Source organism: Caulobacter sp. SSI4214, from assembly GCF_012184455.1.
GTDB lineage: Bacteria > Pseudomonadota > Alphaproteobacteria > Caulobacterales > Caulobacteraceae > Caulobacter > Caulobacter vibrioides_E.
Map to the genome: position 1 here is coordinate 62,582 of NZ_SZWJ01000015.1, position 11,905 is coordinate 74,486.

Sequence of the window (11,905 nt, forward strand, 5' to 3'; positions counted from 1 at the left end):
GCTCCTGGGTCTGGGTTTGCGCGTCGCAAAGCGACGCAAGAGGCAGGGATCGGGGAGGGCGCCTATCGGGGGCGGGCGTCGAAAACGCCCTTCATCACCGGCACGGCCGACATGACGTTGGGCCAGCCGGCATAGAAGGCCAGCTGCGGCAGAAGCTCTGCCGCCTGGGCCCGCGTGAGGCCGTTGTCCATGGCCCGATTGAGGTGGAACGGGACCTGGGCGACCTGGCCTGAGGCGATCAGGGCGGCGACGGTGACCAGGCTTCGATCGCGGGGCGCAAGATCGGGCCGAAGCCAGAGATCGTGAAACAGCAGCTCGCCGGTGTAGTCGACCAGGCCTTGGGACACCGGACCCACAGTCTCCTGCACACTGGCCGCGCGCTTGGCTTCGGCTACGGGCTCAAGTGGCAAGAGTTTGGGCTCCGCCGCGGGAAGCTGCTGAGCGGTGATCCCGCGTGCGGCGAACACGTCCTTGGCCACGGCGACGGCCGACATGGCGTTGGCCCAGCCGGCATAGAAGGCCAGATGGGTGATTGTTTCGGAAAGTTCGGCCGGGGTGACGCCGTTATCGAGCGCCAGGTTGAAATGATAGGGCATCTCGATGGTCTGGCCGCGAGCGATCAGGGCCGCCACCGTAGCTAGGCTGCGATCGCGCGGCGACAGATCGGGCCGTTTCCAAAGCTCTCCCAGCAGGGGACCTGTGGTGTAGCGCGCCAGGGCGGGCGAGACGGAAGCAACCTCATCGAGGCTGAGAATAGGGGCTTGGGGCATGGAGCATCCTGCGGTCGGACCGGCCTGCGCCAAGGCAGGCGGCGTCAGGGCCAGGGACAGGAGTGTGGCGATCAGCGCTCTCATGAACCGGCCCTCGTCACGACCGGCGCGCGTCGCCGATCGTAGGGAGAGGAAGTTAGGCGCGAGGTCGTCGTGCGATTAGACCCGTCAAGCCGCATGCGGTTATGTGGTCAGCTCATGAATAGCCCGGCGGGCGGGTCGCCCTAATCCTCAGGCCGATAGCGCAGGGCGTCGACAACGACGCGAAACGCCGGCAGCGCCTGGCGCCGGCTGGGATAGTAGAGGTGGTAACCGTCCCAATAGGGACACCAGTCCTCGAGCAGGCGCACGAGGCGCCCGTCAGCCAGATAGGGCTGGGCCAGTTCCTCGGGCATGTAACCCAGGCCATGACCCGCCACGGCGGCGTCGAGGATGTTGTGGATGCTGTTAAAGGCCAGTTGGCCATCGACCCGCACCCGCAGCTCCTGGCCGTCCTTCTCGAACTCCCAGGCGTAGTAGGCGCCATAGGTGGGCAGGCGCAGATTGATGCAGGCGTGGCCAAGAAGATCCTGCGGGGTTCGCGGCGGCTCGCGGCCCCGCAGATAGGCCGGCGCCCCGACGACGGCGAAGCGCACGTCCGGCCCGATCCGGACCGAGATCATGTCCTTGGCCACCTGCTCGCCCAGCCGCACGCCCGCGTCGAAGCGCTCGGCGACGATGTCGGTCAGGCCATAGTCGACAACCATCTCAACCTTGATGTCGGGGTACTGCGGCAGGAGCTTGTCGAGCTTGGGCCAAAGCAGGAAGTTGATCGTGTAGTCCGCCGCAGTGATCCGCACGGTGCCCGACGGCTTGTCGCGCACGGCGCTCAGGGCCTGCAGTTCGGCGTCGATCTCCTCGAAGTGTGGCGCGATGTTTTGAAAGAAGCGCTCGCCGGCCTCGGTCGGCGAGACGCTGCGCGTGGTGCGCGTCAGCAGCCGAACGCCCAGCCGGGTCTCCAGCAAGCGGATCGTATGGCTCAGAGCCGATTGCGAGACACCGAGCTTGGCCGCCGCGCGGGTGAAGCTGCGCTCGCGGGCCACGGTCACGAAGGCGACGAGGTCATTGAGGTTCTCACGCGCCATTCATGAGCCTTCCACATAACTGCATGCGACTCTTAGCGGATAATCGGCGAATGGGGAGGGTGTATGTTGGGATCTCTGAGACGTTGTCCTTGGACACGCCCAACACAGGAAGATGATCATGCTGCTCAAGCGGGCGGGGTCTCAGGCCTCGCAAAAGGGGCCTGAAGAGTTTTTCACCGGCACGGTTCGCATCGACCCGCTGCATGCCGCGTCTGAGCCGGCCAGGGTGTCTTGCGCCTACGTCACCTTCGAGCCGGGCGCGCGCAGCGCCTGGCACACCCACCCGCTCGGTCAGATCTTGATCGTCACCGCCGGCGTTGGCTGGACCCAGTGCGAGGGCGAGCCGATCGTCGAGATCCGGGCCGGCGACACCATATGGTGCCCTCCCGGGCACAAGCACTGGCATGGCGCCAGCCCGACCACGGCCATGACCCACATCGCCGTCCAAGAGGCCCTCGACGGCAAGGCTGTGATCTGGATGGAGAAGGTCACCGACGAGGAATACCTCGCGGGTCCGCCCGCCTGATCCTCCTCCTGTAACGCGGCGCAAGGCCCTCCCAGTCCCGCATCAATCCCACGGCACCGATGTCGCCGCGAGGCTCGCGGCGGGCGCCGACCTGCGTCCTTTTCCCAATGGAGACTGTTTATGAACCCGACTTACGACTTTACCGGCCAGGTCGCCCTGGTCACCGGCGCGGCCTCCGGCATGGGCCTGGCCACCGCCAAGGCCTTCGCGGAAGCCGGGGCGAGCGTGGTCCTCAGCGACATCAACGCCGCCAAGCTGGCGGCGGCGACGGAGAGTCTGGCGGCGGATGGCCACACGGTGCTGGGCGTGGCCTGCGATGTGTCCAAAGAAGACCAGGCCGCCGATCTGGTCGCCCAGACCGTCGCTACCTTTGGCCGCCTGGACCTGGCCTATAACAACGCCGGGATCCTGGGCCCCATGTGCGACATGACCGAGGAGACCGCCGAGGGCTTCGATCAGGTCAACGCCGTCAACCTGCGCGGCGTCTGGACCTGCATGAAACACGAGCTGCTGCAGATGCGGAAACAGGGCTCCGGCGCGATCGTCAACTGCTCCTCGCTTGGCGGCCTGATCGGGCTGTCAGGACGGGCGGCCTATCACGCCACCAAGCATGGCGTGATCGGCCTGACCAAGAGCGCTGCCCTGGACAACGCGACCCGCGGTATCCGGGTCAACGCTATCTGTCCCGGCTGCATCGACACGCCAATGGGCGATGAGATCGATCCCGCCGCAATGAAGGAGTTTCTCAAGGAGCAGCCGATCGGTCGCATGGGCCTGGCCGAGGAGGTCGCCGCCGCCGTCTTGTGGCTTTGTAGCCCCGGCGCCAGTTTCATCCTGGGCGTGGCCCTGCCGGTCGACGGCGGCTTCGTCGCTCACTGATCCTGACGGCACGGCGGCGGACCCAAGATTGATGAGCTGAACTCATAGCCCTTTGCGGTTTGCGTCCAATAGTCGCTTGGCCGGACGCCACCTAGGCTGGCGCGCGACCGGGATCGTCGCTCGCCAAGCCGCGCGATGACCGGTCCCGTTCCTGGAGCCCAGCCATGCCCTTGCCGAAAAGCATCAAGCCTAGCCTCATCGCGCCGGTCGTCCTTGGCCTGGTGATCCTGGCGGCCGGTCTCGTGATGCTGGCGGGCGGCGGCCGCCTCGCCAGCCTGGGCGGCTCTTGGTACTTCGCGCTGGCGGGGCTGGGTCTCTCGGCGGCGGGTGTGCTGACGATGCGCCGGCGGCTTTCCGGCGCGGCGCTCTATCTGCTGGTCTTCGCCCTGACTATCGTCTGGGCGCTCTGGGACGTCGGCTTCAGTTTCTGGCCGCTGGTCTCGCGCCTGTTCGCCCCGGCCGTGCTGGCCGTCCCCGTCTTGGCGTTGACGCCATCTCTGCGGACCAAGGGTTCGAGCGCCCCGAAGATCCCAGCCTACGGCTTGGCCGGGGTGGTGGCGATCGCCCTGGTCGCCACGGTGATCACCGCCTTCCAGCCGATGTCGTTGGTATCGACCGGCGAGGCGCCGGCCCTGCTGGCCGGCCAGCCGCTCGCCCCGCTGCCAGGCGGCGACTGGCCCCATTGGGGACGAACCCCGTCGGGAACGCGTTTTGCCGCCGCAAGCCAGATCACGCCGGCCAATGTCTCGGCCCTGAAGGTGGCCTGGACCTATCGAACCGGCGAGATTCCCAAGGACCCGGCCGCCTTCGTGACGACACCGCTGCATGTCAACGGCAAGCTCTTTGGCTGCACCCAGTCCAACGTGATCTTCGCGCTCGACGGCGACACCGGCAAGGAACTGTGGCGCTACGACCCGCGCGCCAGTGGCAACTTCCGGCCCCGCTGTCGCGGATTGGGCTACCACGATGGATCCCTGGCCGGATCCACGTCGTCAGGGCCGCGAGTGATCGCCACGCCGATGGGGCTTTGCGTCCGACGCATCATTTCGACCACCGTCGACGCTCGCCTGGTGGCGGTTGACGCGGAGACCGGCGCGCTGTGCCCAGGCTTTGGCGACAAGGGCGTGGTCAATCTGCGCGTGGGTATGGGCGCGGTGAAGCCGGGCTTCTATTTCCCGACCGCCGCCCCGACCATCATGCGTAACCTGGTCATCATCGGCGGCCTGGTCCGTGACAACGAGGAAACCGACGAGCCCTCCGGTGTGGTGCGCGCCTTCGACGTTCATACCGGCGCCCTGGTTTGGGCCTGGGACCTGGGCAACGAGTCCTTGAAGGGCGCGCCAGCGCCCGGGCACGAATATACGCGCGGTACGCCCAATGTTTGGTCGACCCCGTCCTTCGACGATACGCTGGGTTTGATCTACCTGCCGACCGGCAACGCCACGCCCGATTTCTGGGGTGGTCGCCGCACGCAGGCCGCCGAGCGCTACTCTTCCTCGATCGTCGCCTTGGACGTCGCGACGGGCAAGGTGCGCTGGAGCTTCCAGACCACCCACCACGACCTTTGGGACTATGACGTCCCCGCCCAGCCGGCCCTTTACGACGTTCCCGACGGTCGCGGCGGGACAATCCCGGCCCTGATCCAAGTGACGAAGCGCGGACAGATCTTCATGCTCGATCGGCGAACCGGCGCGCCGATTGCCAAGGTTGAGGAACGGCCCGCGCCGCAGATTGGCGGGGTGCGCGACGATCATCTGGCGGCGACCCAACCCTATTCGGTCGGAATGCCGGCCATGGGCGCCGAACGCCTGACCGAGGCGCGGATGTGGGGCGCCACGCCCCTCGACCAGCTCGCCTGCCGGATCGCGTTCCGTAAAACGCGCTACGCGGGCGACTTTACGCCGCCGGGAACGACGCCGGCGATCCAATTCCCAGGCTGGTTTGGCGGCATGAACTGGGGTTCGGTCACTGTGGTCGAGAACCTGGGCTACATGATCGTCAACGACACGCGCGTGCCGGTCACCACACAACTCGTGCCGCGCGCCCAGTGGGACGCGGCCAAGCAGGGCGGCGGAGCCGAGGGCGGCGGGGCTCCCCAGTACGGCACGCCCTGGGGCCTGAAACAGGCGCAGTTCATGTCGCCGCTCGGCGTACCCTGCCAGGCCCCGCCCTACGGCGCGATTTCGGCGATCGACCTGGCCAGCCGCAAGGTCGTCTGGTCAAAGCCGCTTGGCACTCTGCAGGACAGCGGTCCGCTGGGTCTGGCCATGCACATGCCTATTCCGATCGGCCTCCCAGCGATCGGCGGTCCGATTTCGACCGCGTCGGGCCTGGTGTTCATGGCGGGAACCCAAGACCACTTCATCCGCGCCATCGACGTTCGCACCGGCCGCGAGCTCTGGAAGGGGAGGCTGCCGATGGGCGCTGAAACCACGCCTATGACTTATGTTTCCCCCCGTAGCGGCCGGCAGTTCCTGGTGATCAGCGTCGGCGGCAACGCAGCCCAGAAAAATGACCGCGGCGACTACGTCGTGGCCTTTGCCCTCCCACGCACGATCCAAAAGACGCATCCAAGAACGTAATTCGGACCGCTCAAATGTCGGTGCTCGAATTGACTGCGACTGGGCGGGTTCAGTAAGCCTCTGAAATTCCACACCCTGGCGTTCGGAATCATTGCGCCTGCTCGGATTGAACGGCCTTTCCAGATCGCAATCGATGCGACTGCGGGGCCGTCGCGGGCTCGACATCGAATTAGCCAAGCTCGGGGCGGACGCGGCTGGAACAGGCAGCCGCGAAGGCTAGGAGTACCGGGATCGCGAACGTCGGAGAGCGGGTGACGGGTGCGTTCTGGGCCGGACTCTCCGTCGCCCCGTCGGACGCCGGGGCGATGGCGCAAGGCGGCGAGGCCTTCGACCTGATGTGTACTAACAGCCAGTCGGCGGGAGCCGCGGCTCCGCATAGAGAGCGTCAATCAGGGGGCAGCCGGGATCCTGTCCGGCGTCGCAGGCCCGCACGGAGTCGGCCAGTACCCGCTCCATCCGCTTGAGATCGGCGATACGAGCTCTCACATCCCCGAGATGCGCCGACGCCAGGACGCGCACCTCGGCGCACGAAGCCTCGCCACCGGCCGCAAGCCCGAGCAACGCACGGACCTCATCGAGGGTGAAACCCAACTCGCGGGCGCGTCGCACGAAGCCCAGCCGGCCCACGTCGCCAGCGCCATAGCTTCGGTAGCGGCCCCGCCGCGGCGGCGCGGGCATTAGGCCGATCCGCTCGTAGTAGCGGATCGTCTCTATGTTGCAGCCCGTGCGCCGGGACAGTTCGCCGATCTGGATCGCGGTATCCGCCATGCTGCTCTGCGCCTCTCAAATTTAGGGCTTGAGTCTGTAGTCGCTACAGATCGTATCTAACGATCCTCAGCCCTCAGGGGCAAGCTGTGGACATGACCACAGCTTCGCTCCGACGGTTCCACCGAAGTCGCCGAGGCCATGCCGATGCCCATCCAGAATCCTCTCACCCGCGCGGCCGACAAGGCGGGCGTCATCGGCTCGATTGTCACCGCCATGGGGTGTGCGGCGTGCTTCCCGGCTCTCGCGAGTCTCGGCGCCGCGCTGGGTCTCGGTTTTCTGAGCCAGTACGAAGGCGTCTTCATTCGCTATCTCCTGCCGCTGTTCGCCGTGATCGCCCTCATCGCCAACACGGTCGCCGGGCTTCGCCATCGCCGGTGGGCGCGAATGGCGTTGAGCGTCATCGGTCCGATCTTGGTGCTTGCGGCGGCGGTGCTCATGGCGACCCGCGGTTGGCCGACGGCGTGGCTCCTCTATCCCGGCCTGACCTTGATGGTGGCCGTCGCGATCTGGGATCTGGCGGCGCCGCCGCGCAACGCGCCCGCTCCGCACCGCGACGGGGCGGTTTCCTAGCGTCATGGCGAGGTTGTTCGGAAGGAGAATCTACTTGTCAGAATCCAAAGACAGCCGGGGCGCGTTGGCGCTCGGAGGCCTGGCCGCCATCCTGGCCTCGACCTGTTGCCTCGGCCCGCTGATCCTGGTCGGCCTCGGTTTCAGCGGTGCCTGGATCGGCAACCTGACCGTGCTGGAACCGTACCGGCCGCTGTTCATCGGCGCGGCGCTGGTCGCCATGGTCTTCGCCTACCGCCGCATCTTCCGCCCGGCCCGGGCTTGCGAGCCGGGCGAGGTCTGCGCCGTGCCCAGGGTCAGGACCACCTACAAGGTCATTTTCTGGGCCGTCGCGGCGCTCGTCCTGGTCGCGCTGGCGTTCCCCTACGTCCTGCCCCTGTTCTACTGAAAGGAAGTCCCCATGAAGAAGCTCGTCTCCCTGATCGCCCTGATGGGCGCGCTCAGCACGCCCGCCTGGGCCGCGACCAGGACGGTCACCCTGGCGGTGCCCGGCATGACCTGCGCGGCCTGTCCGATCACCGTCAAGACGGCGCTCGCCAAGGTCGCCGGCGTCGAGAAAACCGACGTCAGCTTCGAAAGGCGCGAGGCCGTCGTCACCTACGATGACGCCAGGACCACGGTCGCGGCCCTGACCCAGGCGACGGCGGGTGCCGGCTACCCGTCCACCGTCAAGCGCTAAGGAGCCAGCACCCGTGACCGCTGCGATCGCCCTGCGCATTGACGGAATGACCTGCGACTCGTGCGCCACGCACGTGAGGGAGGCGCTGGAGCGCGTCCCCGGCGTGCGCTCGGCCGCCGTCTCCTATCCGAAGGCCCGAGCGGAGATCGCGGCCGATGCGGGGGTGAGTTCCGAGGCCCTGGCGGCCACGGTCGCGACGCTCGGCTATCGCGCCTCGGTCGCCGACGCGGGCCGCGCGCAACGCGGCGGCGGCTGCGTCCCGCTGCACGTCGCGGTCATCGGCAGCGGCGGCGCGGCGATGGCGGCGGCGCTGAGGGCCGTCGAGCAGGGCGCGCGGGTCACGCTCGTCGAGCGCGGCGTCATCGGCGGAACCTGCGTCAACGTCGGCTGCGTGCCGTCGAAGATCATGATCCGCGCCGCGCATATCGCCCATCTGCGCCGCGAGAGCCCGTTCGACGATGGGATCGGGTCCTACACGCCCGCGATCCTGCGCGAGCGGCTGCTGGCCCAGCAGCAGGCCCGCGTCGATGAGCTGCGCCACGCGAAGTACGAGAACATCCTGGCCGACACGCCGTCGATCACGGTGTTGCAGGGCGAGGCGCGCTTCCAGGACGCCCATAGCCTGCTCGTGCGCCACGTCGACGGCGCCGAGCATCATGTGGCCTTCGACCGTTGCCTGATCGCCACCGGCGCCAGCCCGGCCATACCGACCATTCCGGGGTTGTTGGATACGCCGTACTGGACCTCGACGGAGGCCCTTGAGAGCGAGACCCTCCCACGGCGCCTGGTGGTGATCGGCTCGTCGGTCGTCGCCGTCGAACTGGCCCAGGCCTTCGCTCGGCTCGGCAGCAAGGTGACGATCCTGGCGCGCAGCACCCTGTTCTTCCGTGAGGACCCGGCCATCGGCGAGGCGGTCACGGCCGCCTTCCGCGCGGAGGGCATCGAGGTGCTGGAGCACACCCAGGCGAGCAAGGTCGCCTTTGCTGACGGCGAGTTCGTGCTCGCCACCGGCAACGGCGAGCTGCGCGCGGACCGGCTGCTGATCGCCACGGGCCGAGCGCCCAACACCCCAGCGCTCGCCCTGGACGCGGCCGGCGTCGCCGTCAACGCGCAAGGCGGCGTCGTCATCGACACAGCCATGCGCACGAGCGCGCGCCACATCTACGCCGCCGGCGACTGCACCGACCAGCCGCAGTTCGTCTATGTCGCGGCGGCGGCCGGAACCCGGGCGGCGATCAACATGACCGGTGGCGAGGCCGTTCTGGACCTGGCCACGATGCCGGCGGTCGTGTTCAGCGACCCGCAGGTCGCCACGGTCGGGCTCAGCGAGGCGGAAGCCCACCACGCCGGGATCGAGACCGACAGTCGCCTCCTGACCTTGGACAACGTCCCGCGCGCGCTCGCCAACTTCGACACCCGCGGCTTCATCAAGCTGGTCGCGGAAGCCGGCAGCGGCCGGCTCATCGGTGTGCAGGCGGTGACGCCGGAGGCGGGCGAGATCATCCAGACGGCGGCGCTGGCCATACGGGCGCGCATGACCGTCGGCGAGCTGGGCGACCAGTTGTTCCCCTACCTGACCATGGTGGAAGGCCTGAAGCTCGCGGCCCAGACTTTCTCCAAGGATGTGACGCAGCTCTCCTGCTGCGCCGGCTGAAGGTTCACCTGGGACCGCGAAGAGGGCGCGTGCACGATGATGACTCCGACCTCACGCGCTGAAGCCGCCGGTTGGCCCGCCGTAGCGTTTCCAGGCGGCGCGATCATCCCCGACTGGGGCGCGATCACGACGTCACGGGCCCAGAATGCCCTGAGGGCCATCGTCGAAGCCTTCATCGGCCCCAAGTGGGATGGGTTGGATGAGACCGAGAGCCGAATCCACGGCATCGTCCTGAGCGGCTACGCCGCAACCGGGCACGCGCCAGAGACGGCGGATGTGGCCGCAGCGGCCGGGCTCACCCGCGATGAGGCCGACGGCGTGCTACGGCGCCTGGCTGAGCGCGATCTCCTCGTTCTCGACGCTGCCGGCCGGATCAGCGGCGCCTATCCGTTCACCGATAGCCCGACCGAGCATCACGTGGCGGCTGGTGGCCTCTCGGCGGGCGCCATGTGCGCCATCGACGCGCTCGGCATCGGGGCGATGCTGGAGCGCGATGTGGCCGTCCGCTCGGCCTGCCGCCACTGCCGGCGCCCGCTCGTCATCCGAACGCGAAGCCACGGCCGCGAGCTGGATCAGGTCGAGCCGATAGGGATCGTGGTCTGGTCCGGCCATCGCTACGCCGCCGGCTGTGCCGCGTCTTCGCTCTGCACCTTGCAGGCCTTCTTCTGCGAGGACGTTCACCTGGAGACCTGGCGCGCAAACAGCCCGGCCGCTGGCCAGGAGGGCGTGCGCCTGAGCCTCGCCGAAGCGCTGGAGATTGGCGTCGCGATTTTTGCGCCGATGCGGATGGAGTGGCCGTCATGGATTCCTACGACCTGATCGTCATCGGCAGCGGCACGGCGGCCCAGGTCGCCGTGGCGAAGGTCCGCGCCGCCGGCTGGTCCGTCGCCGTGATCGATCACCGGCCGTTCGGCGGCACCTGCGCGTTGCGCGGCTGCGATCCCAAGAAGATGCTGGTGAGCGGCGAGGAAGCCATCGACGCGGCCCGGCGCATGGCCGGGCATGGCGTGGAAGGCGCGCTGGCGATCGACTGGCCGGGCCTGATGGCGTTCAAGCGGACCTTCACCGATCCGATCCCCGCCAAGCAGGAGCAGCGCTACACCGAACTGGGCGTCGACGCCTTCCACGGGCTCGCCCGTTTCGCCGGTCCGGACGCGATCGAGGTGGACGGCCGCGCCTTCCAGGCCCGACACGTGCTGATCGCCACCGGCGCCCGCCCGGTCCCGCTGGGCATCCCGGGGGAAGAGCTGGTCAGCACCAGCGACGACTTCCTGGAGCTGCCGGCTCTGCCACGCCGGATCGCGCTGATCGGCGGCGGCTATGTCGCGGCCGAGTTCTCGCACCTGGCGGCGCGCGCCGGCGCGGAGGTCACCATCCTGCAACGTGCCCCGCGGCTCCTGCCGAACTTCGATCCCGACCTGGTCGGCTGGCTCATGCCGCGGTTCGAGGAACTCGGCATCGCCGTCGAGACCGGCGCCACGGTCACCCGAGTCGGGCGGGTCCAGGGCGGCCTGATCGTCCACGCCAGCCGTCCGGGCGCGCCCGACCTCGCCGTCCCGGCCGACCTGGTGGTGCATGCCGCCGGCCGCGGGCCCGACCTCGACGCATTGGACCTCACGGCGGGCCAGGTGACCGCGCGTGACGGCCGCCTACATCTGAACGAGCACCTGCAAAGCGTCTCCAACCCTCGGGTCTATGCCGCCGGCGACGCGGCCGGCGTCGGGCCGCCGCTGACGCCGGTCTCCAGCCAGGACGCCAAGGTCGTGGCCGCCAACCTGTTGGATGGCCCGTCGCACAGGCCGGACTATCGCGGCGTCCCGAGTGTCGCCTTCACCGTGCCGTCCATCGCCGCCGTCGGGCTCTCCGAGGACGAGGCGCGCCGCCAGGGCCACAAGTTCCGGGTCAATGCCGGCTCGACGCCCAACTGGTTCAGCGCCCGCCGTCTAGCCGAACGGGTCTACGGCCACAAGGTGCTGATCGAGCAGGCCACCGACCGAATCCTCGGAGCCCATCTGGTCGGCCCGCACGCCGAGGAGGTGATCAACCTGTTCGGTCTGGCAATCCGCCATGGGCTCACGGCCGCCGACCTTCGATCGACGATGTTCGCCTATCCGACTGGCGCTTCGGATCTCGGCTATATGCTCTGAGGCGCCGGACTAGGGGCGAAGTCCTGAGGCCCAACGACTCGGCTCGCGCGAGTCAGGGTGCGCCAACCTGTTCTCCCTGACCGTCTCGCGAGCCCCCGTTCTGCGACGCCTCAATGGGACCAGACATAGATGGCGAGAGTTGCGGTTCGGGGCGGCCGGACGTGAGCCGAAGGGGCTAGTCGCAAGCAATTCGGACGAAATCTGTTCTG

At 68.2% G+C, this 11,905-nt stretch carries 12 protein-coding genes; 9 read left to right on the plus strand and 3 right to left on the minus strand.

Going from position 1 to position 11,905, the window contains the following annotated elements; genetic code table 11:
• Positions 1–62 precede the first annotated feature (62 nt).
• Positions 63–854: a carboxymuconolactone decarboxylase family protein gene (locus FCU40_RS06810; protein ID WP_168073878.1), complete on the minus strand. Its 792-nt coding sequence runs from the start codon at positions 852–854 to the stop codon at positions 63–65.
• Between the two features lie 140 nt (positions 855–994).
• Positions 995–1,894, minus strand: a complete 900-nt coding sequence (locus FCU40_RS06815; protein WP_168073879.1) for a LysR family transcriptional regulator — start codon at positions 1,892–1,894, stop codon at positions 995–997.
• Between the two features lie 118 nt (positions 1,895–2,012).
• On the opposite strand from FCU40_RS06815, the gene FCU40_RS06820 reads away from it, so the two are divergent.
• The 3 genes from FCU40_RS06820 to FCU40_RS06830 all read left to right on the plus strand — a co-directional run bounded on the left by FCU40_RS06820 (position 2,013) and on the right by FCU40_RS06830 (position 5,881).
• Entirely contained in the window at positions 2,013–2,420 is a 408-nt protein-coding gene (locus FCU40_RS06820) for a cupin domain-containing protein (RefSeq protein WP_168073880.1), read from the plus strand.
• 120 nt (positions 2,421–2,540) lie between these two features.
• Positions 2,541–3,299, plus strand: coding sequence for an SDR family oxidoreductase (locus tag FCU40_RS06825; protein WP_168073881.1), 759 nt, complete (start codon positions 2,541–2,543; stop codon positions 3,297–3,299).
• 164 nt (positions 3,300–3,463) lie between these two features.
• On the plus strand, positions 3,464–5,881 hold the full coding sequence (locus tag FCU40_RS06830) for a membrane-bound PQQ-dependent dehydrogenase, glucose/quinate/shikimate family (protein ID WP_168073882.1): 2,418 nt from the start codon (positions 3,464–3,466) through the stop codon (positions 5,879–5,881).
• Positions 5,882–6,223: 342 nt separating this feature from the next.
• Here the strand turns inward: FCU40_RS06830 and FCU40_RS06835 are convergent, their stop codons facing one another.
• Complete coding sequence (locus tag FCU40_RS06835) at positions 6,224–6,649, minus strand: helix-turn-helix domain-containing protein (protein WP_066680721.1); 426 nt, start codon at positions 6,647–6,649, stop codon at positions 6,224–6,226.
• Between the two features lie 138 nt (positions 6,650–6,787).
• On the opposite strand from FCU40_RS06835, the gene merC reads away from it, so the two are divergent.
• Genes merC through FCU40_RS06865 form a run of 6 tightly spaced genes read left to right on the plus strand, consistent with a single transcriptional unit; the run spans position 6,788 to position 11,696 of the window.
• Positions 6,788–7,219: an organomercurial transporter MerC gene (gene merC, locus FCU40_RS06840; RefSeq protein WP_342672535.1), complete on the plus strand. Its 432-nt coding sequence runs from the start codon at positions 6,788–6,790 to the stop codon at positions 7,217–7,219.
• Positions 7,220–7,253: 34 nt separating this feature from the next.
• Positions 7,254–7,604 (plus strand): mercuric ion transporter MerT, encoded by a 351-nt coding sequence (merT, locus tag FCU40_RS06845; protein WP_066680720.1) that lies wholly within the window; start codon positions 7,254–7,256, stop codon positions 7,602–7,604.
• A 12-nt stretch (positions 7,605–7,616) separates the two neighbouring features.
• Positions 7,617–7,895 carry a mercury resistance system periplasmic binding protein MerP gene (merP, locus tag FCU40_RS06850; protein WP_066680718.1) on the plus strand — a complete coding sequence of 93 codons (279 nt, stop codon included), beginning with the start codon at positions 7,617–7,619 and terminating at the stop codon, positions 7,893–7,895.
• A 13-nt stretch (positions 7,896–7,908) separates the two neighbouring features.
• A complete protein-coding gene (merA, locus tag FCU40_RS06855) occupies positions 7,909–9,549 on the plus strand; it encodes a mercury(II) reductase (RefSeq protein ID WP_168073883.1) in 1,641 nt (546 codons plus the stop codon).
• A gap of 36 nt (positions 9,550–9,585) precedes the next feature.
• Positions 9,586–10,368 (plus strand): alkylmercury lyase family protein, encoded by a 783-nt coding sequence (locus tag FCU40_RS06860; protein WP_082769422.1) that lies wholly within the window; start codon positions 9,586–9,588, stop codon positions 10,366–10,368.
• Complete coding sequence (locus FCU40_RS06865; RefSeq protein ID WP_066680788.1) at positions 10,350–11,696, plus strand: NAD(P)/FAD-dependent oxidoreductase; 1,347 nt, start codon at positions 10,350–10,352, stop codon at positions 11,694–11,696. The genes FCU40_RS06860 and FCU40_RS06865 overlap by 19 nt, the downstream gene beginning before the upstream one ends.
• Positions 11,697–11,905: the final 209 nt, after the last annotated feature.